The 19,087-nt window shown below is 72.5% G+C and carries 14 protein-coding genes and 2 tRNA genes; 5 read left to right on the top strand and 11 right to left on the bottom strand.

What is annotated here, in order from left to right; all coding sequences use genetic code 11:
• The 7 genes from ACYVOM_RS01675 to ACYVOM_RS01645 all read right to left on the bottom strand — a co-directional run bounded on the left by ACYVOM_RS01675 (position 1) and on the right by ACYVOM_RS01645 (position 8,631).
• Positions 1-1,725, bottom strand: a complete 1,725-nt coding sequence (locus ACYVOM_RS01675) for a CocE/NonD family hydrolase (RefSeq protein WP_460301384.1) — start codon at positions 1,723-1,725, stop codon at positions 1-3.
• Between the two features lie 17 nt (positions 1,726-1,742).
• Complete coding sequence (locus ACYVOM_RS01670) at positions 1,743-2,693, bottom strand: MBL fold metallo-hydrolase (protein WP_460301383.1); 951 nt, start codon at positions 2,691-2,693, stop codon at positions 1,743-1,745.
• A 50-nt stretch (positions 2,694-2,743) separates the two neighbouring features.
• Positions 2,744-3,664 (bottom strand): alpha/beta hydrolase, encoded by a 921-nt coding sequence (locus ACYVOM_RS01665; RefSeq protein ID WP_460301382.1) that lies wholly within the window; start codon positions 3,662-3,664, stop codon positions 2,744-2,746.
• A gap of 3 nt (positions 3,665-3,667) precedes the next feature.
• Positions 3,668-4,798, bottom strand: coding sequence for an FAD-dependent oxidoreductase (locus ACYVOM_RS01660; protein WP_460301381.1), 1,131 nt, complete (start codon positions 4,796-4,798; stop codon positions 3,668-3,670).
• A 12-nt stretch (positions 4,799-4,810) separates the two neighbouring features.
• The gene (locus ACYVOM_RS01655; RefSeq protein ID WP_460301380.1) at positions 4,811-5,767 is read right to left on the bottom strand and encodes a phosphotriesterase family protein; all 957 of its coding nucleotides are present in this window, start codon (positions 5,765-5,767) and stop codon (positions 4,811-4,813) included.
• Between the two features lie 47 nt (positions 5,768-5,814).
• Positions 5,815-6,804 carry a phosphotriesterase family protein gene (locus ACYVOM_RS01650; RefSeq protein WP_460301379.1) on the bottom strand — a complete coding sequence of 330 codons (990 nt, stop codon included), beginning with the start codon at positions 6,802-6,804 and terminating at the stop codon, positions 5,815-5,817.
• Between the two features lie 180 nt (positions 6,805-6,984).
• Positions 6,985-8,631 carry an MFS transporter gene (locus tag ACYVOM_RS01645; RefSeq protein ID WP_460301378.1) on the bottom strand — a complete coding sequence of 549 codons (1,647 nt, stop codon included), beginning with the start codon at positions 8,629-8,631 and terminating at the stop codon, positions 6,985-6,987.
• A gap of 202 nt (positions 8,632-8,833) precedes the next feature.
• Between ACYVOM_RS01645 and ACYVOM_RS01640 the strand changes: the two genes are divergently transcribed.
• From ACYVOM_RS01640 to ACYVOM_RS01625, 4 genes are all read left to right on the top strand, one after another.
• Positions 8,834-9,448: a TetR/AcrR family transcriptional regulator gene (locus ACYVOM_RS01640; RefSeq protein ID WP_460301377.1), complete on the top strand. Its 615-nt coding sequence runs from the start codon at positions 8,834-8,836 to the stop codon at positions 9,446-9,448.
• Between the two features lie 93 nt (positions 9,449-9,541).
• A tRNA-Glu gene (locus tag ACYVOM_RS01635) sits at positions 9,542-9,617 on the top strand.
• Positions 9,618-9,673: 56 nt separating this feature from the next.
• Positions 9,674-9,746: transfer RNA gene (locus ACYVOM_RS01630), tRNA-Glu, on the top strand.
• A 79-nt stretch (positions 9,747-9,825) separates the two neighbouring features.
• Positions 9,826-12,090 (top strand): HelD family protein, encoded by a 2,265-nt coding sequence (locus ACYVOM_RS01625; RefSeq protein WP_460301376.1) that lies wholly within the window; start codon positions 9,826-9,828, stop codon positions 12,088-12,090.
• Between the two features lie 26 nt (positions 12,091-12,116).
• On the opposite strand, the gene ACYVOM_RS01620 is transcribed toward ACYVOM_RS01625, so the two are convergent.
• Both ACYVOM_RS01620 and ACYVOM_RS01615 read right to left on the bottom strand, forming a co-directional pair.
• Complete coding sequence (locus tag ACYVOM_RS01620; RefSeq protein ID WP_460301375.1) at positions 12,117-13,598, bottom strand: serine/threonine-protein kinase; 1,482 nt, start codon at positions 13,596-13,598, stop codon at positions 12,117-12,119.
• A 45-nt stretch (positions 13,599-13,643) separates the two neighbouring features.
• Positions 13,644-14,015: an ATP-binding protein gene (locus ACYVOM_RS01615; protein ID WP_460301374.1), complete on the bottom strand. Its 372-nt coding sequence runs from the start codon at positions 14,013-14,015 to the stop codon at positions 13,644-13,646.
• Between the two features lie 349 nt (positions 14,016-14,364).
• On the opposite strand from ACYVOM_RS01615, the gene ACYVOM_RS01610 reads away from it, so the two are divergent.
• Positions 14,365-15,048 carry a hypothetical protein gene (locus tag ACYVOM_RS01610; protein ID WP_460301373.1) on the top strand — a complete coding sequence of 228 codons (684 nt, stop codon included), beginning with the start codon at positions 14,365-14,367 and terminating at the stop codon, positions 15,046-15,048.
• Positions 15,049-15,085: 37 nt separating this feature from the next.
• Here the strand turns inward: ACYVOM_RS01610 and ACYVOM_RS01605 are convergent, their stop codons facing one another.
• Together ACYVOM_RS01605 and ACYVOM_RS01600 are read right to left on the bottom strand one after the other, a co-directional pair.
• Positions 15,086-18,310 (bottom strand): translocation/assembly module TamB domain-containing protein, encoded by a 3,225-nt coding sequence (locus tag ACYVOM_RS01605; protein WP_460301372.1) that lies wholly within the window; start codon positions 18,308-18,310, stop codon positions 15,086-15,088.
• A gap of 67 nt (positions 18,311-18,377) precedes the next feature.
• Complete coding sequence (locus ACYVOM_RS01600; RefSeq protein WP_460301371.1) at positions 18,378-19,028, bottom strand: pyridoxamine 5'-phosphate oxidase family protein; 651 nt, start codon at positions 19,026-19,028, stop codon at positions 18,378-18,380.
• Between the last annotated feature and the right edge of the window lie 59 nt (positions 19,029-19,087).

Raw genomic sequence — 19,087 nt, 5'->3', positions numbered from 1 at the left:
TCACCGGTTCTCCACCGTGAACGGCAGCACCAGCCGGGACGGGTGCGCGGCGTCGCGGTAGATCTTGTGGGTGACGGGGCGGCCCACCGGCAGGTGGAACGCGTCCGGCGGGAGCAGCGCGTTGTGCTCGTCGGCCAGCGGCTCGTCGTTGGACAGCTCGACGACCAGCCTGTGGCCGGGCAGGAAGGTGGCCGCGAACGGGTAGACCCGCAGCACGTACTCCTCGATCTTCCCGGGTTCGACGGGCACCGCGCGGGTGTGCGGGTGCCACGGGTCGCCCTCGGTGGTGCGCTCGGTGTCGAGTTCGCGGTGCGAGGCCTTCAGGTAGGCGGTCGTGATGAGCTGCCGCTTGCCGCCCGGGGCCTCGTCCCACAGGCGCAGGATGAAGTTGGTGTCCGGCTGGTCGATCTCGGCGAAGAGGTGCGCGGCGCCCTGGCCGATCATCTCGGTCGGCGCGGTGAACGCCTCGGTGCTCCAGCTGAGGATCTCCACCTTGTCGGTGACCGTCAGCGGCGCCTGGTAGAAGCCGTCGGGCGCGGCGTACTCGGCGCCCATCAGCTCGGGCTCCCAGGAGAGCTTGCGGCGCGGCCGGAAGTACAGCGACCTGTGCTCGACGTCCTTCGGCGGCCACGTCGGCCCGGTGACGGTCTGGCGGGACCCCTCGACGTGGACGGTGACGGCGGGCTCGTCCATGATCCCGTTGTCGACGCCCTTGAGCCAGTACTCGTACCAGCGGAACATCTTGTCGTGCTCTTCGATGAAGGGGCGCGACTGCATGGGCGGGTACGGGCCGATGTCGAGCTTCTTCGGGCCCTTGAGTGCGTGGTAGGCCTCGATGGTGCCGTCCATCGTCCAGCCGCGGCCCTGGTCGATCTGGAGCCACACCGGGATGTCGATGTTCCGGGCCAGGTTGACGGGGTTGCGCTCCTCGTACCACGCGCCGTCGACCTCGTTCATGACGATGTCGAACCAGGCCTCGTGGTTCTTCGGGTAGTTCAGGGTGTGCACGAGGTTCGGCCAGGCCGCGACGTCCGGGTCCTTGAGCCGCTCGGCGACCTTCCGCTTGATCTCGTCGGGGGAGTACGTCTCCAGCATGCGGGACTTGACGCCGTCGGTGAACGCCCAGCCGGAGTCTCCGCCGCGGCCCTCGCGGGCGGCGCGCGGCATGAACCACATGACGCCGCCGTGGTAGGTCGTCTCGTAGAAGTCGTAGTGGCCGCCGGAGACGAAGATGGCCTTGAGGCTCGGCGGGCGCTCGGCCGCGGCCAGCACCTGCATGGAGCCGAAGTAGGAGATGCCGATCATGCCGACGTTGCCGTCGCACCACGGCTGGGCGGCGACCCACTCGATGAAGTCGTAGGCGTCCTGGCCGAGGGGGACGCCGCCGGCGTTGTAGTTGCCGATGTGCTCGCCCTCGGACGCGCCGGAGCCGCGCAGGTCGCCGATGACGTGGACGTAGTCCTCCTTGACGACGCGCGCGATGTCGCCGGCCTCGATGCAGCCGTCCCACATCGGGCTCGGGCGGCGCTGCGGCGGCGTCGTCAGGGCGAGGGCCTGGAGCTCCTTGCCGTAGGGGCTGAGCGCGACGAGCGCCGGACGCGGCTTGTCGTCGAGCCCCTGGTAGGCGTCGGCGGCCAGGACGACGCCGTCGCGCATGGGCACGTTGAGGTCCTTGCGGACGGTGATCTCGTCCAGGCCCGCCTGGATGATCTGGATTTCAGCCATGGTGCGAAGCCTCTCTTTCAGGAGTGCTCGGTGAACTGGGTGCGGTAGCCGTGCATCGACGTGAAGAACGGAGACGGCTCCAGCGTGGGGTCGCCCTCGTAGCCGACCGCCTCGGCGACGGGCTGGAAGGGCGAGTAGGGAGACGCGGTCTCCAAGAGTCCGAGGGGCCCACCGGCGCCGCAGAGGCAGTCGTGGGCGGCCTTGCCGACGCGGCCCTCGATCTCCAGGCTCTCGCGCAGCGCCTCGGCGGCCTGCTCGGCGTCGAGTTCGACGCCGTAGGGAGTGCCGTCGGTGCGGCGGTACGGGTGGCCGAGATAGAGGTGGTTCGGGCGGACCTCGTCGCGCAGGTAGGCGAGGCTGGCGCGGTAGGCGGCAGGGTCCGCGAAGCCGGGGAACCCGTTGGCCGCGCCGTGGACCTGCACGGCGTCGCCGACGAAGACCGACCGCTGCCCGTCGATCACGTACGCGACCGAGCCCGCGGTGTGGCCCGGGACGGCGTGGACGGAGACCTCGACGCCCCCGAGGTCGAGGGTCTCGCCGCCCTTCACGAGCAGGGTCGGCTCCATCTCGCCGGAGATGACGGCGTTCGCGGCGGCCCCCACCTTGGCGGCGCCGTCGGCGTCGTTCAGGTACCGCCCGCGGTTCGCGAGGTACTCATCCACGTGGGCCTGCCGCGAGCGCAGGAACGGCGCGTCGGCCTCGTGGATCACGACCTGCGCCCTGCGGCCGGTCATCTCCCACAGGGCGTGTGCCCCGCCGATGTGGTCGATGTGCCCGTGCGTCAGCAGGATCCAGCGGACGTCCTCGATGCGGCGGCCGATCGCCGCCAGCGCGGGGGCCATGCCCTCGGTGGGCGAGGAGGCGATGCCGGTGTCGACGATCGCGGGCTCGGGCGCGTCGATGAAGAAGCTGTAGAGGCCGAAGCGACCCCACGGCGAGACCAGGGGGTGAACTTTCGCGGTGGTCATGGTGCTCTTTCCGATCTCTGTCGTGGGGCCCTGGCGTCGGCGGTGCGGGCTCAGCCCGCCAGGAAGGCGGCGGTCTCCTCGAAGGCCCGGTGGTATTCGGGCAGCCAGAAGAAGTGCTGCACGAAGCCGTGGCCCGCCCCGTCGTACCGGCTGACGGTCGCGTCCACGCCGGCCTCCTTGAGCCTCCGGCCGTAGAGTTCGCCCTCGTCGCGCAGCGGGTCGAGTTCGCCGGTGATGACGAGTGTCTTCGGCAGCCCGGAGAGGTCGGCCCGCTTGATCGGGGAGACGCGCGGGTCGGCCGGGTCGGCTCCGCTGCCCGTGTAGAACGCGTTGAACGGCTTCAGCCCGGCGGTCTCCAGCCCGTGGCCGACGGCGTTGTCGCGCAGCGACGCGTAGCGGTCCTCGGCGAAGTCGAGGTCGAGCGACGGGTAGAAGAGCACCTGGTGGGTGATCTTGTCGAAGCCGTCGTCGAGCGCCATCGCGGAGACGGCGGCGGCGAAGGTGCCGCCGGAGCTGTCGCCCGCGAGGGCCAGGGCCCGGCCGTTCCAGCCCAGCTCCGCGCCGTTCTCGGCGACCCAGCGGACGACGCCGTAGCTGTCGTCGAGCCCCGCCGGGAAGGCGGCCTCGGGGGCGCGCCGGTAGCCGACGGAGACGACCTTGAGCCCGGTCTCCTTGGCGAGGTGGCGCGCGACGTGGTCGTGCGTCTCCAGGCTGCCGAGGAAGAACGCGCCGCCGTGGAAGTAGACCAGGACGCCGTAGGAGTCGGCCTCGGCCGCGGTGTAGATCCGCACCGGGACGTCCCCGGCGGCGGTCTTCACGGTGCGGTCCTCGACGCGGTGCAGCGCAAGGCGCTCGGCGACGGGCGCGACCTCGGCCTCCTCGCCCGCGCGCATCGCGACCGGGTCCAGCGGGCCGGGCGGCGGGGCGGGCAGACTCGCGAGGATCCGCGCGATCTCGGGATGCAGCGGCATGGTTCAGGCCCCCGGCTTCTCGGTCGGGTTCTGGGACGCGGGCTTCTGGCCCGGGAAGACGTCGTCGACCTCGTCCTCGGTCCAGCCCTGGCGGGAGATCCGCTGGAGCTCGTCGGTGACCGGCTTGCGGGTGGCCTGGAAGAGCGCCAGCGCGTCCTCGACGGAGTCGGCCTCGCGGAGCGCGTCGGCGAGCGCGCCGGCGTCGAGGATCGCGGAGTTCGCGCCCTGGCCCTGGTGGTGCAGCATCGAGTGGGCGGCGTCGCCGATCAGCACGACGGAGCCGGTGTGCCAGGTGTCGACGGGGTCGATGTCGTAGACCGCGCGGCAGTTGACGGTGCCGAGGTCGAGTTCGCGGGTGATCGCCACGAGCCGCTCGTCGAACCCCTCGACGGTCTTCACCATGTCGTCGACGGTGATGTCGGGGGCCCAGGTGCCGTCCGGGCACAGCGCGGTGATGTCGAAGGAGACCTGGCCGCGGTGGCGCAGCGGCAGCAGGTAGACCTTCGTGCCCTTGCCGATGTACATGCGCAGGTTGTCGTCCACGACCATGCCGTGGGCGGCGTCGATGTCGATGACGGCGCGGTAGGCGTGCTCGCCGGAGAAGACCGGCTCGTTGTCGGAGAACAGGGCCTTGCGGACGACCGACTTGATGCCGTCGGCGCCGATGACGAGGTCGGCCTCGACGGTGGCGCCGCCCGCGAACGTCAGGACGGAGGTGGCGCCCTTGTCCTCGATCTTCTCCAGCTTGTGGCCGAGGTGGACCATGCCCTCGGGCAGCACCGACAGCAGCGCCTCGATGAAGTCGCCGCGGTGGATCAGGTGGGTGGTGAAGCCGAAGGTCTCCTTCTCGGGCCACTCCTCCTGCATGATCGGGTGGGCGTCGCCGGTGAGGATCTCGAAGTAGTCGCTCGCGGAGCTGACCTTCTGGATGGCCTCGGCGATGCCCCACTCTTGGAACCGGGCCATCGTGGACGGCCGCAGGCCGATGCCGGCGCCGACCTCGCGGATCTGGCCCGCCTGCTCGTACACGTTGACGTTCGCGCCGAGCAGGCTGAGGGCCTTGGCCGCCGCCGCGCCGCCGTACCCGGCGCCGACGATGGCGATGTCGAGGTTCTTGAGCTCTTCGGACTTCATGGGGGTGGGCCCTCAGTTCTTGATCGAGAGGAAGTCGGCGGGGTTGTCGACGAAGATCGTCTTGATGGCGGACTCGTCGAGACCGGCGGCGCGCAGGTCGGGGATGAGGTCCTCGAAGATGTAGTTGACCGTGTGGCCCCTGACGCCCGGCCAGCCCAGCGCGCTGCAGTTGGCGTCGGCGGAGGCGAGCACCTGCTTGATGCGGCCTTCGCCGGAGATGAACCGCAGGAAGTGGTCCAGGCGGTCCTTGCGGGGGCGGGCCCAGAACGGCGGGTCGGGGAGTTCGGTCTCGTACCCGAAGGTGTCGAAGCCGATCCGGCCGCCCTGCTCGGCGATCCAGGTGTCGCGGGTCTTGTCGGCGTTGACGCCGTCGTCGACGTGCCCGAACAGGACGCGGTCGAGGGGGAGTTCCTCCTCGTTGAAGATCGCGATGGCGTTCTCGGCGTCGATGGCCAGGTGCGTCAGGATGCCGACGCCGGTCTCCTTGGCGGCGCGGGCGGCGGCGCGGTAGATGCGCTTGTCGAGGTCGGTCATGCGGCCGCCGCGGCTGACGCCGACCTTGATGATCCCGGCCTTGCCGCCGGTGCTCCCGATCCCGACGGTGATCTCGTGGACGAAGTGGTCCGCGAGGTACTCGACGCTCGCCCGCTCGAAGAACGGCAGGGCGGTGTCGCCGCCGACGAAGCCGGTGGAGGCGACGATGTGGACGCCGGTCTTCTCCGACAGCGACTGGTAGTAGTTGATGTCGCGGCCGTTGCAGATGCCCGTGGCGTCGACGAACGTGCCGCCGCCGTACCCGTGGAACCTGCGCAGCTTGGGGACGGTCTCCTCGTACCGCTGCTCGGGCGTCTTCCACCACCTGGTGTCCAGCTCGGAGCCGGGCATGCCGTAGCCGATGTGCTCGTGGACGGCCACGAGACCCAGCTCCTCGGTGGGGATCGGTCCGAGGACCGTGTTCACTCTCGACACAACACTCACCTCAATTGGCGTTCGAAGTCTTCGGCTGTCGCGCGCGCTCAGCGCACGGTCAGCAGGGCCGCGGGGTTCGCGACGAGGATCCGCCGGACGTCCTCGTCGCTCAGGCCCTCGGCCTTGAGGAGGGGGACGAACGTCGTCAGGACGTGGCTGTAGGGCACGTCGTTGCCGTCGTGGCCCTTGGCGACGCCGGTCGCGCTGCTGGAGAGCAGGATCCGGTCGCCGAAGCCGGCTCCCGCGAGGCGCGCGACGAGGGCGGCCCGCTCCTTGTCGGAGAGGTGCCGCTCGTCCTCGGTGCCGACGTGGTCGATCGCGACATAGGCGCCGCGGCGGGCGATCTCGGCGGGCGCTCCGGCGGCGACGGCGTCCTCGCGGTCGAGTCCGCCGACGACGACGCGGTCGGCCGGCAGCTTCTCGTCCAGGACGACGTCGAGCTCGCGCACGGCGTCGCCGCCGAAGCGGACGGAGACCGGGACGCCGGTGGCGAGGGCGGCGCGGGCTGCGCCGCGGTACAGGCTCTCGTCGGTCGCGGTCAGGCCCGCGCGGGTCCCCGCGGTGGCGACCAGCCCTGCGGCGCCGCGGCGCTCGACGCGGGGCACGACCATGCCCTCGGCGACCTCCTTGGCGAACAGGTCGGCGAACTTCTCGGCAGGCCACGGGGTCGGCGGGTCGGTCTGCGGGGTGCGGAAGTAGCCGCCGAGCAGCTCCTCGGGGCCCTGGCCGGTCGACGCGACGATGTGCACGCCGGTCGAGCGGGAGAGCGCCTCGTAGAGGTTCACGTCGCGGCCGTGGAACATGCCGGTGGCGTCGACGACGGTGCCGCCGCCGTGAGCACGGAAGTCGCGGAGCCGGCCGGCGAGGATCTCGAAGATCTCGGCGCGGTCGATGGTGACGTCGAACGCGTGCTCCGCGCCCGGCAGCACCGACAGCAGGGCCTCGTGCACCGCGACGACCCCCAGCTCCCGTGCGGGAACGGGGCCGAGGACGGTGTTGACGGTCTTGCCGGTGTCCTCGGCAGTCTGGGCACCCATCACTGGTACTCCTCTCGGGTGGTGGCGAGTGACAGCGATCACGCCGCGATGTGAATGCTGTCACTTGAGTTTACGTCATGTCAATCAAACACTCTCAGAGTAAAGTTTGCTGCCATGGCGAAAGGCCCCCACCCGCAAGGGTGGAGGCCCTGTCGACGCCCTGCTCCGACGTGGTCTAAGTCACGCTCCGATGAGGCCGGGTGACGGTTCGCCGCCGTGGGCGCCGGGCTGGGAAACCGCGTCGGAATCGGTCTGCGCGTGCCTGCCGTGGCGGCCGAAGAGACCGAAGAGGGTGAGGACGCCGGCGGCGGCGGCGCAGAGGCCCGCCACCAGGAAGGCGGTGTTGTAGGCGCCGCCGAGGGAGGTGAACGCGAGGTCGGTCAGCTGGTGCGGCATCGGCACCGGGGCCGCGTTCGCGCCGGGGCCCGGCACGACCGGCATGGCGTTGATGGCCATGGCGCCGCCCTCGTGGGCGATGCCGCCCGCGATGTCGGAGTACGGCGACTGGAGGCCCGAGGTCCCGATCGCCTGGCCGAGCCCGTCGAGCATCTCGTCGTTGGCCTTGCCGATCGCCAGCGCGGCGATCAGCACGGGGCCGAGCGCGAAGCCGAGGTCGCGCAGCAGGTTGGTGGTGGCGCTGGCCATGCCCGCGAGCGGGAGCGGGACCGTGTTGATCGCGACCGCGGTGATCGATCCGACGGTCAGCGCGAAGCCGACGCCCATGATCGCCATGGGGGCGATGAAGCGGGTCCAGCCCATGTCGGCGACGTCGAACGTCGAGCACCAGAGGCCGGCGACGGCGATGAGCGCGAAGCCGACGCTCAGCACCCAGCGCGGGGCCACGTTGCGGATGAGGTGCGAGACCACCGGGACGAGCAGGAGCGCGGGGCCCTGGATGAAGAGGAACAGGACGCCGATCCTGAGGGCGTTCTGGTGCTGGATCGCGCCGAGCCAGATGCTCATCGAGTAGCAGATCGCCAGGAAGGCGAACATGCCGACGACCGTGGAGATCGCGACGATCGCATAGGCGCGGTTGGCGAACAGGCGCAGGTTGAGCAGCGGCACCTCGGCGCGCAGTTCGATCACCACGAACGCGGCGAGCAGCACGACGCCGGCGATGGTCGCCGCGACGATCTTCGGGTCGGCGAAGCCGGTCTCCGAGCCCTGGGTGGCGGCGAACAGCAGCGCGACGAGGCCGACCGCGAGGGTGACCTGGCCGGGGACGTCGAGCTTGCGGCCTTCGGGCGCGGCCGAGTCCGTCGCCTTGAAGGTGATCAGGATGGAGACCACGGCGGCGGCGATGACGACGCCGTACGCGCCGCGCCAGTTGCCCCCGTCGGCGAACGCGCCGCCGAGCAGCGGCGAGATGGCCGCGCCGATCGACAGGAAGCCCGCCCACAGCGCGATCGCCTTGGCGCGGCCCTCCTCGTCGGACGCGACGGCGGCGATCATCGCCAACGAGATCGGGTAGAGGACCGCCGCGCCGAGCCCGGCGACCACCTGGCCCGCCCACATGACGTGGACGGTGCCCGCCAGGGCGCAGATCAGCGAGCCGACGACGGTCAGGGCCGCGCCCGCCTGGAGCAGGCGCTTGCGGCCGAACAGGTCGCCGATCACGCCGGTGGTGAGCTCCAGGACGACCATCGGGATGGCGAAGGCCGCGGTGATCCAGGTGAGCTGGGACCCGGTCGTCGAGAACTCCTGCTGGAAGGTGCCGTTGAGGGCGCCGGGGAGCGAGTACGCCACCTGTGCGAGCAGCACGGCGAAGCAGCCGGCGACCACCGTGGGGAGGTAGCCCGGCGTCCGGCCGGGCGGGTTCTTGGCCATGGGGATGGGACTCCTTGTGTCTTCACGGGGAGGTCTCGTGCTCACAGCCGAGGGTGGACGGCAAGTGTTTTGTGATTGAGATCACCCGCTCTGTAGCTGTGCACGTTGTCATATTGACTTACGTGGCGTCAAGTGAGCGACTGATCTGTAAGTTTAGCTTCCTGCCTGATCAGGGGCGTTGTGCCTGCGTTAGGGTGCATGCGTGGCCAGCCTGCGTGAAGCACAGAAGGAAATGACCCGGCGGATGCTGCTCGACGCCGGGCTCGAACTGTTCACCGGCAAGGGCTACCTCGCCACGACCGTCGAGGACATCGCCAGCGCGGCCGGCACCACCCGGGTGACCTTCTACGCGCACTTCCCGTCCAAGGGGGAGCTGATGAAGGCGCTGGTGTCCGAGCGCCTCAACGAGGTCCTCCAGCGCGAGCGGTCACCGGAGCACGGCTCGACCGCGCTCGGCCTGGTCGAGGCGGTGCGCGACGGCAGCCGCGAGGTGATCGCGGCCTGGCTCCGGCGCACCTCCGAGCAGTGGCCCGCGATCCACCCGATCATCCGGATCGGCCGCCAGGCCGCCGCCGCCGAACCCGAACTGCGCGACCTCGTCGAGCGCTGGATGGAGGAGGCGATCAGCGACGTCGAGGACGGCCTGATCGCCGCCGGACGCTTCGCGCCGCACCAGCGCCGCTTCCGCGGTGTCCTCGCCATGGCGCAGCTCGACTTCGTGGCCCAGAACTGGGCGGGCGCCGACTGGAAACTGGACCGCGACCAGATGCTCGACGAACTCGCCTCCAGCTGGTCCGACCTTCTGGGCCCCCGCTGACCCGCGGAACCCGTTTTGCGTTGGGCTGGGAAGACGGTATTGTTTACCTCGCTGGCCCGCCGGGGAGGAAAAAGCCCCGGTGATCGGCTCCCTGCCTCCGTCGTCTAGTGGCCTAGGACGCCGCCCTCTCAAGGCGGTAGCGGCGGTTCGAATCCGCTCGGAGGTACCACTTCTCACGAAGTGAAGAAAACTGCATGTGGTAAGAAACAATTGCATATGAGGCTTGCCTCCGTCGTCTAGTGGCCCAGGACGCCGCCCTCTCAAGGCGGTAGCGGCGGTTCGAATCCGCTCGGAGGTACGTGTTCGAGAGCCCCGATCCCTGATGGGATCGGGGCTTCTTCGACGTCCGGGGCATCGACGTTCGGGAGCTGCGGGTCTTGAGTGAAAGCGCGATCGACCACGAACAGCGCAAGGTCACCTGGCTCTACGGGCTGCTCGACGCGGCCCGCGAGCGGGCCGAGGGGTCGGCGCGGGCCGAGGCAGGGGGCGGCGGCGGATTCCAGCAGCAGGTCGACCGCGACACCGCCGAGAACGAGCGGTACCGCAGGCTCGCCCAGTTCGCCGCCGTCGAGCACGGCCTGTGCTTCGGCAGGATCGACGGCAAGGGCGGAGACACCCTCTACGTGGGGCGGATGGGGCTGCGCGACCAGGACGGCGAACCCGTCCTGATCGACTGGCGGGCGCCCGCCGCCCGGCCGTTCTACACCGCCACGTCCTTCGACCCAGGGCCGCTCACCCGCCGCCGGCACATCCACACCCGGGGCCGCCGGGTCGTTGACCTCGACGACGAGGTGTTCGACCTGGCCGGGATGCGGCCCGCCGACCGGGCCGGGCTCGTCGGCGAGGCGGCGCTGCTGTCGACGCTGCGCAAGGGCCGCACCGGCCGGATGAGCGACGTGGTCGCCACGATCCAGGCCGAGCAGGACGAGGTCGTCCGGGCCGCGTTCCAGGGCGTCCTGGTCGTCCAGGGCGGGCCGGGCACCGGCAAGACCGTCGCCGCGCTGCACCGGGCCGCCTACCTGCTCTACACGCACCGCGACTCCCTGAGCCGCCGCGGCGTCCTCATCATCGGCCCGAACCCGACCTTCCTGCGCTACATCGAGCGGGTCCTGCCGGGCCTCGGCGAGACCGACGTGGGCCTCGCCACCCTCGGCGAGCTGTTCCCCGGCGTCCACGCGACCGCGGCGGACCCGCCGGACGTCGCGGTGGTGAAGGGGAGCCCGGAGATGGCCGACTTCCTGGCCGCCGCGCTCGCCGACCTCCGGCCCGTCCCGGAGGAGGACCTCACGATCGAGGCCGACGGGATGCCCTTGACGCTCAGTACCGTCGCCGCGCTGCGCGCGCACGAGCACGCGCTGGCCTTGCGCGCCCCGCACAACCTGCAGAGGCGGATCTACGTCCACGACGTGCTCGCGGCCCTCGCCGAGGACCAGCTGGAGCGGATGGAGAAGGCGGTCGACGAGCCTTTGCTGAAGCTCCTCGAAGAGGGCGGCCTCAGCGCCGAGCTGCGGGAGATCCTGGAGGACAGGTCCTCGCTGCTGCGCGACGAGCACGACGCGGAGTACGCCAAGGAGCAGCTCTGGCAGGACCCCGCCGTGCGCGCGCTCATCGACGGGCTGTGGCCCGAGCTGACCGCTCAGGAGTTCCTCACCGACCTGTACGCCGACCGCGAGTACCTGGAGAGCGCAGGTTTCGGCGCGCTGCACCGGGAGCCCGGCGCGGCCTGGACCGTCGGGGACGTGCCCCTGCTGGACGAGGCCGCCGAACTGCTCGGCACCGACGACCGCGAGGGGCGGGCGCGCGAGCGCCGCGAGGAGGCCCGGCGCGAGGAGGAGGCGCGCTACGCGCTCGGCGTCCTGCAGGTGACCGGGATCGAGGGGATCACCGCGGCCGACCTCGCCGAGCGGCAGCGCGAGGACCGCGGGCCCGTCACCGCCGCGGAACGGCTCGCCGACCGCGACTGGGCCTACGGCCACATCATCGTGGACGAGGCGCAGGAGCTCTCGGCGATGGCTTGGCGGGCCGTCATGCGGCGCGTCCCGGCGCGGTCCATGACCGTGGTGGGGGACCTCGCCCAGACGGGCAGCGCGGCGGGGGCGACATCCTGGGGCGAGATGCTCTCGCCCTACGTGCACGACCGCTGGCGCGAGCTGAGGCTGCTGGTCAACTACCGGACGCCCGCGGGCATCATGCGGCTCGCCGAAGACGTCCTCGCCGAGGTGGACCCCGAAGCCGAGGCACCGGCTTCGGTGCGGGAGGAGGGCGACCCGCCCGTCGCGGTGCCCTTGGACTCGCCGAGTGGACTGCCCGCCCTCGTCGAGGCCGAGCGCGCGCGCATCGGCGAGGGAAGGGTGGCCGTCATCACGTCGGCGGCCTGGCATCCCGCCGTCACCGCGGCCCTTCCCGGCGTGCCCCGGGGCGTCACCCCCGAGGCCCTGGACGAACCCGTCGTCATTCTGACGGCGGCCGAGTCCAAGGGGCTGGAGTTCGACGCCGTGATCATCGCTGACCCCGCCGGGATCCGCACCGAGTCCCCGGCGGGCGGACACGACCTGTACGTCGCGGTGACCCGCGCCACGCGGCGCCTCACCGTCGCGCACACCGGGCCGCTCCCGACCGCGCTGCGGCGGCTCCAGGGGTAGCGGTTCGGCGTCGGCTCAGCGTCGGCTCAGTCTTCCTGGCCCAGCGTGACGTCGGCGCTTCCGGCCGTGTACCGGGCTCGGCCGTCGCCGAGGAGGGTGAGGCTCACCCGGTCGTCGCCCTCGCAGACGTCGTCCATCCTGATGACGATCTTGTCGGTGGTGGCCCAGGCGAGGCTGCCGAGCGTCTCGCACCTGTTCTGGCCGCGTTCGACCTTGAGCTGCGCGATGTGCGACCCGACCGAGCCGTTGTCGATGTCGAGGCGCAGGGAGAAGGAGTCGGACTCCTCCTCCCAGGTGCCGACGAACGCCGAGGGCACCGACGCGAGCGTCGGGTCCGGCGAGGGCGTGCCGGAACCGCCGCCGCCCGTCTCGGGATCGCCGCCCTGCGTGAGCAGGAACGCGGCGGCGGCGACCGCCGCGACGGCCACGGCCGCGGCGATCGGCTTGCCTTTGCCGGACCGCTTCTTCGCCGTCGTCCCGTCGGGGCGGGGCGTCCGATGCTCCGGTCCGGGGCCGACGGTCGCGGGCGGGGCCGGAGGGCCCGACACGGTTGTGGTCTGCCTGCCCGAGGCCGGCATGGGGGTGATCGGCATGGGGGTGATCGGCACTGAGGCCACGGGCGCGGGGGTGAGGGGATCCGGGACGGCGGGCGACGCGACGACCGTCTCCGGGACCGGGACCGTGTCGGGGGCCGAGCCCACCCGGGCGAGCATGGCCGTCGTCTCCGCGGCCGTGGGACGCGCCGCAGGGTCCTTGCGCAGGAGGGCGTCCAGCACGGGGCCGAGGGGTCCGGCGTGGGCGGAAGGCGCGGGATCCTGCTGGACGATGGCCACGAAGACGGCGCTCGGAGAGGCCGCGGAGAACGGCGGACGCCCCTCGACGGCGTAGTAGAGGGTCGCGCCGAGCGCCCAGAGGTCGGCGGCCGGGCCTACGGGCTGCGCGCCGACCTGCTCGGGCGCCATGTAGCTGGGTGTGCCGAGGACCGAGCCCGTCTGGGTGAGGTGCCCTTCGCCCTCGACCGCGGCGATCCCGAAGTCCGTGACGACGGTCCTGCCGTCCTCCAGCAGGATGTTCGCGGGCTTGACGTCGCGGTGCACGACTCCGCGCGCGTGCGCGGCCTCGAGCGCCGCGAGGACCGCCTCGCCGATCCGGGCGGCCTCGCGCGGGCTCAGCGGCCCGTCGGCCTTGACGGCGTCGGCGAGCGAGCGCCCCTGGACGTACTCCATGACGATCCAGGGGATGCCCTCGGCGTCGGTCACCTGGTCGTGGACCGTGACGATGCCGGGGTGCTTGAGCTTGGCCGCCGCCAGGGCCTCGCGCTCGACCCGCGCCACGAGCAGGCGGCGGTGCTCGGCGCTCAGCCCCGGCGGCAGGACGAGCTGCTTGAGGGCGACGTCGCGGCGCAGCCTCTCGTCGGAGGCCTGCCAGACGACGCCCATGCCGCCGCGGCCGAGGATCTTGACGAGCCGGTAGCGCTCCGCGACGACGGCGCCGGGGGAGTGGTCCATGCCCGCATCGTTTCACGGACGAAGCGGGATGAAGAGCCCCGGCGATCAGTGGGCCAGCCGCAGCCTCGCCTCCACGATCTTGCCGGTGGGCAGCGGCGTCGTGCTCAGTTCGGCGAGCGCGCCGAGCACGGTGAGGCCGAAGCCGCCGGTCTCGTCGCCGGGCCGGGGCGCGGGCGGATCGCGCAGCGCGTCGCGGACGCCGACGTTGAGGACGCCGTCCCGCACCGACAGGGTGAGCCGCACCGGCGGCTTGCCGTGCCGGACGGCGTTCGTCACCAGCTCGGAGACGAGGAGCGCCGCGGTGTCGGCGAGGGCCGCGAGGCCCCACTCGGCCAGCGTGCTCACCGCCGCGCGGCGCGCGTGCCGGACCGGGGAGGGCACGTCGTCGAGATTCCAGGTACGCGATCGGGCGTACATTCAGGCTCCGTTTTCTCATGGGCCCGGTGGCCGGGCGGCCGGCGAGCGTGGCTGCGCCGGGGCGCCCGGCCGGGGCCTGCCTCGGGATTCGCCTGACAGACGCCCGAACGCCGAGCCCATGACGCGGTTTCGTCCTGTTTGTTTTTGACGGCGCGGGGGTGATCGGCGGCCCGGTGCGGCGGTGTCCCGGAGGCCGTCCCGTACAGGGCCGGGACAGGTCGGGGACACGGGTCCGGCCGGGGCCGTGCGGCGGGTCGCGACCGGGGTCTCTGGTCCGCGGGACCGCCCGGCGGGGACCTTGGGACGGTCGCCGGACGGCGGCCGGACACCTCGCACACGGGCGGAAGACATGACGAGCATTCCAGAGGCACGGCACACGGCAGGGCGGACAGGGCAGGGGCGCGCGGGCGGGTCGCTCTGGGCGTGGGCGGGCGCGGCGGCGGGGGTCGCGGGGATCGTCGGCATCCAGGCGAGCATGGCGATCAGCGCCGCCTACGACCCGGCGACCGTGCACGACGCGGCCAAGGTCGCCGCGGGCCTCGGCGAGCACACGACCCCGCTGCTGGTGATGCACTCGGCGATGATGGCCGCGACCGTGCTCCTGCCGGTGTTCGCCGCGGGCCTGCACCGCAGGCTGAGCCGCGCACTCCCGGCCGAGAGCCTGCTGCCCGCGGTCGCCGCCTCCGGCCTGCTCCTGACGGCGGTGGCGACCCTCCTCGGCACCGGCCTCGACACCGAGCTGATCTTCGGCTTCGGCGAGGAGGCCACCCTGTCGGACGAGTTCCTCACCGTCGGCGCCCACTGGGTCGGCACGATCCCGTGGCTGTGGGTCGGCTCCGGCCTCACCGGCGTGACCGTCGCCGCCGCGTCCCTGCGGCACCGGGCCGTCCCCGCCTGGCTGGGCTGGGTCGGCGTAGTCCTCGGCGGGCTCACCCTCCTCACGGGCGTCTCGCCGCTCCAGTACATGGCCGGCTTCCCCGGCCCGCTGCTCGTCGCCGTGCTCGGCCTCGGGTTCGCCTTCTCCCGCCGCTGACGCGCGCCGCGCCCGCGCCGCGGAGGGGGCGGCGCGGTCAGCGGCGGCCGATGGTGCGGGCGGCGGCCGCGGCGATGGTGGAGGCGAGGATCCAGCCCGCGGCGACGAGCAGGAACGAGAACCACTGGTCGGCGCCCGCGGGGTCGAAGGCGCGCTCCTGCCCCAGGTCGACGATGGGCAGGAGGAGGTCGAGGGTGTAGATGACCGCGTTGAAGTGCGGGTGCTCGTCGGCCTTGATGGGCTGCGGAGGCGAGACGGCGAAGACGAGGGAGCCCAGGGCGACGAGGAGGGCGAGCCAGGTCGCGGCGCGCAGCGGCTGGTAGCCGAACCCGACGGTGACGTCCTGGAGGCGGCCCCACACGCGGCCCGTCCAGTTCGAGCCGTCGCTCTGGTGGCGCTCGCGGGCCAGCAGGACCGTCTGGGCCTCCCGCTCCTGGCCGGTCCGGGTGTAATGCGCGGCGAGCTGCTCGTACGGCTGCGGCTGGAACCCGTCCTCGTCGCGGCGCAGCCACTCCAGGCGCTGCTCGGCCGGCATCCGCGGCTCCAGCGCCTCGTAGGTGAGGCCGTTCAGCCCGATCACGTCCGGCCAGGAGGCCGCGTCGTCGCACAGGACGCCGAGCCTGGCGTGCTCCAGGTCGATCGAGCCGGCCAGCGAGTCCGGGCGCAGCGTCAGGCGGCCCGCGTGGAGGCCGCGCGCCTCGATCGCGTGGCCGCCCGGGTTCACCAGGTCGGCATCGGTGAGCTGCAGGATCCGGCCGATCTTCGCCTCGGCCACGCGCAGCGCCCCGACGATGCGGGAGCGGCCGAGGAACACATCGCCGGTGACGTCGGCGAGGGACAGGCGCAGCGCGACCTCTCCCGGATGGGAGAACACCGCGTCCCTGCCGTCGACCATGTCGACGATCCGCGCGCCGCGCAGGGCCACCTCGCCGGTGGCCTCGGCCCTGTTCATCCGCAGTGAGCCGGCGCTGAGCCCGTCGGCGACGATCGCCTTGGCGCCGTCGCCCGCCAGGCGGGCGTCCTCCATCCGGATCTCGCCGCTCACCTGGGAGCCGCGCAGCATGACCCGGCCCTGGGCCTTCAGGCCCGGCGCCCAGATGCCCCCGGCCGTCAGCCAGTCGGCGCCGAGCGCGATGCCGCCGGGCGAGTGCAGGACGGCGTCGGCCAGGTCGATGACGCTGGTGACGTTCGTGCCGCGCACCGAGACGACGCCGTCGGCATGGAGTCCGGAAAGGTAGATGTTGACCGCGGTGGAGCCCTCGACGGTGAAGGCGTAGCCTTTCTCGTCGGCGGTCGTGCGGGAGTTCCGCGCGGAGATGTCGCGCGCGACCTGGGCGCCGCGCATCGAGACGCGGCCTTCGGCGCGCATGTCGTCGAGGTTGATCCGGGCGGCGCTCATCCCGCCGGCGACCAGCGAGACCCCGCTCAGCCCCGCCGCGATCCGCGCCTGGCGCAGGTCGAGGTCCCCGACGACCTGGGCCCCGCGCAGCGAGATCCGGCCCGCGACCCGGGCGTCCCAGCCGAGGACGTGCACGGCCTGGAGGCCGTCGGCGGACAGGGCGCGGCCTTCGAGGTCGCGGCCGACCTCCGCGGAGACCAGGTTGACGTCGCCGGAGATCTCCGCGGCGCGCAGCGAGATCCGCCCGGCCGCGGCGGCGGACTCCAGGGTGAGCCCGCCCGCGGCGAGTCCGTCGGCGGAAAGGCAGAGGCCCGTCTCGTCGGCGGCCAGGGACGCGGAGGTGAAGTCGACCTCTCGGACGATCTGGGCGTCGTCGAGGGCGATGAGGCCTTCGGCGCGCAGGTGGGAGCTCCGCACGCCGCCCGCGTGGAGGCCCGTGGCGCTGAGCGCCGCGCCGTGGTCGTCGCCCGCGAGGACGGCGCCGCGCAGGTCGAACTCCCCGGTGATCCGGGCGTCGTCGAGCGAGACCAGGCCGGTGGCGTGCGCGCCGCCGAGGGCGAGGTGGGCGGCGTCCATGCCGTCGGCGACGAACGCGAGGCCGTCGTCGCCGGCGGTGAGCCTTGCCTCGCCGAAGCGGACGTCCCCGGCGAAGGTCGCGCCCCGCAGCGTCACCCGGCCCTCGGCGGTGAGGTTCTCGGCCGACAGCGCGCCCGCGTGCGCCCGGTCGGCGCGCAGCGCGTAGCCGTCCGGCCCCGCGACGAGGACCGCGCCGTCGAGCCCGGCCTCGCCGATCCGCACGTTGCGCAGCGACACGCGGCCCGTCGCGTGCAGGCCGCCGAGTTCGACGGCCGCGGCGCTCATCCCGTCGGCGGCCACCGCGACCCCGTCCCGGCCGCCGGTGACCCGGGCGCCGGGCAGCACCACGTCGCTGATGAGCTGGGCGTTGACCAGCCGGATCTGGCCGCCGTCGACGATGAGGCCGCGCGCCTCCAGCCCCGACATCACCGCGCCCTCCAAATTGAGCGAGGCGCGGTCGAGCCGGGCGGTGTTGAGAGTGAGGTGGCCGCGCAGCGTCGCGCCGATGAAGCGGACCTCGCCCTCGGCCCGGAAGCCGTTGTTCATCCAGACCGAGCCGTGCGCGGTGAGGCCGCCCGCGCTGACCGACACCGAGCCCGGGTTGCGCACCGAGGCGCCGGACAGCGCGAACGGCCCCTCGATCTGGGTGTTGTCGACCAGCAGCGCGCCCCATTGGTCGGCCGCCTCCACGGCCGCGTCGGAGAAGTTCAGGCGGCCGCCGAAGCGCGCGTGCGTGAGGCGCACGGAGCCGGTGGCGGAGAACCCGCGGTTGAACTCGGCGGTCCCGGTCACCCGCAGGCCCTCGCCGTACAGGGCGGACTTCTCGGGGCCGGCGCCGATCTGCGCGCCGGACAGGTGGATCTCGCCCTCGATCCTGGCGTGGTCGAGCCGCACCTCGCCCTCGATGATCGAGCCGCGCAGCGACAGCAGGCCTTCCAGGTGCAGCCGGGCCAGGCCGAGCCCCGGCATCCGGCACCGGACGAACCGGACGGTCCGGGTCGTCGACTCCATGAACTGGGGCGCCTCTTCGAGCACGCACTCGGTCAGCACGAGCGGGCAGCCCGCCGTCGCGGCCCGCAGTTCGAGCCGTCCGGTGATCCGCGCGCCCCGCAGCCGGATCCCCGGCGAACTGCCCGGCGCCGCGTCGCAGGCCCCGAGCAGCAGCGCGGCGATCACCCGCGCCCGGACGTCGCGGTCGCCGTCGGCGTTGGTCAGGTCGACCGTGGCCCCGTCCGGATACGCCGCCCAGAGCCGTCGCTCCGCCGCCGTCAGCCCCTCCGGAACCATCAGGCCAATCTCGCAGAAACCACCACAAGTTTCCACAGTTCCGAAAGAAACCACCGGCACCGGTGCGTCAGGGGGCGGGCGGGTAGACGCGTTCGGCGATGTGGGCGGGGACGGGCAGGGCGGAGGAGAGCAGCGGATCGGGTTCCGGCGTGCCGTAGGACGTGCGCAGGGGGAGGACTCCCGCCCACACGGGCAGCGCGTAGTCCTCGTCGGCGTCGACGGGCGGCCCCGTCCGGATCTTGACGGAGGACTCGGCGAGGGACAGCGCGACGACGAGGGTGCCGGCGAGCTCCTTGCGGTCGGGGGCGCGGACGGCGTCCCACTGCCCGGGGGCGAGCTGCTCGGTGATCGCGCGCAGCGCCCCGATCCGCTCATCAGGGTCGGTGACCTTGCGCGGTGTGCCGTAGACCATCGCCGAGCGGTAGTTCAGCGAGTGGTGGAAGGCCGACCTGGCGAGCACGATGCCGTCCAGGTGGGTCACCGTGACGCAGACCTCGCCTTCCAGCCGCAGCGAGCGGGCGCCTGAGGAGCCGTGGAGGTAGAGGGTGTCCCCGATGCGGCCGTACCCCGTCGGCACGACCATCGGGGCGCCGTCCGGCCGGAGCACGCCGAGGTGGCAGACGAGCCCCGCGTCGAGGATCGCGTAGAGGTCGGCGGGATCGGTGCCGGCGCGGTGCGCGCCCCGGCGGAGCCGGGTGCGTTCGGTCGAGGAGAGCATGCCCCCTATCCTTCGCCCGAGTGGACCGCCGGAACATGGCCACTTCAGCCCGGTAATCG

The organism is Actinocorallia aurea (genome assembly GCF_054783995.1).
This window is presented reverse-complemented; position numbering and strand designations above follow the sequence as displayed.

What these genes read in the sequence shown, in the direction of transcription:
- ACYVOM_RS01675 (WP_460301384.1), bottom strand. Translation starts at nt 1,725, where the DNA reads ATGGCTGAAATCCAGATCATCCAGGCGGGCCTGGACGAGATCACCGTC.
- ACYVOM_RS01670 (WP_460301383.1), bottom strand. Translation starts at nt 2,693, where the DNA reads ATGACCACCGCGAAAGTTCACCCCCTGGTCTCGCCGTGGGGTCGCTTC.
- ACYVOM_RS01665 (WP_460301382.1), bottom strand. Translation starts at nt 3,664, where the DNA reads ATGCCGCTGCATCCCGAGATCGCGCGGATCCTCGCGAGTCTGCCCGCC.
- ACYVOM_RS01660 (WP_460301381.1), bottom strand. Translation starts at nt 4,798, where the DNA reads ATGAAGTCCGAAGAGCTCAAGAACCTCGACATCGCCATCGTCGGCGCC.
- ACYVOM_RS01650 (WP_460301379.1), bottom strand. Translation starts at nt 6,804, where the DNA reads ATGGGTGCCCAGACTGCCGAGGACACCGGCAAGACCGTCAACACCGTC.
- ACYVOM_RS01645 (WP_460301378.1), bottom strand. Translation starts at nt 8,631, where the DNA reads ATGGCCAAGAACCCGCCCGGCCGGACGCCGGGCTACCTCCCCACGGTG.
- ACYVOM_RS01620 (WP_460301375.1), bottom strand. Translation starts at nt 13,598, where the DNA reads ATGGACCACTCCCCCGGCGCCGTCGTCGCGGAGCGCTACCGGCTCGTC.
- ACYVOM_RS01615 (WP_460301374.1), bottom strand. Translation starts at nt 14,015, where the DNA reads ATGTACGCCCGATCGCGTACCTGGAATCTCGACGACGTGCCCTCCCCG.
- ACYVOM_RS01610 (WP_460301373.1), top strand. Translation starts at nt 14,365, where the DNA reads ATGACGAGCATTCCAGAGGCACGGCACACGGCAGGGCGGACAGGGCAG.
- ACYVOM_RS01605 (WP_460301372.1), bottom strand. Translation starts at nt 18,310, where the DNA reads ATGGTTCCGGAGGGGCTGACGGCGGCGGAGCGACGGCTCTGGGCGGCG.
- ACYVOM_RS01600 (WP_460301371.1), bottom strand. Translation starts at nt 19,028, where the DNA reads ATGCTCTCCTCGACCGAACGCACCCGGCTCCGCCGGGGCGCGCACCGC.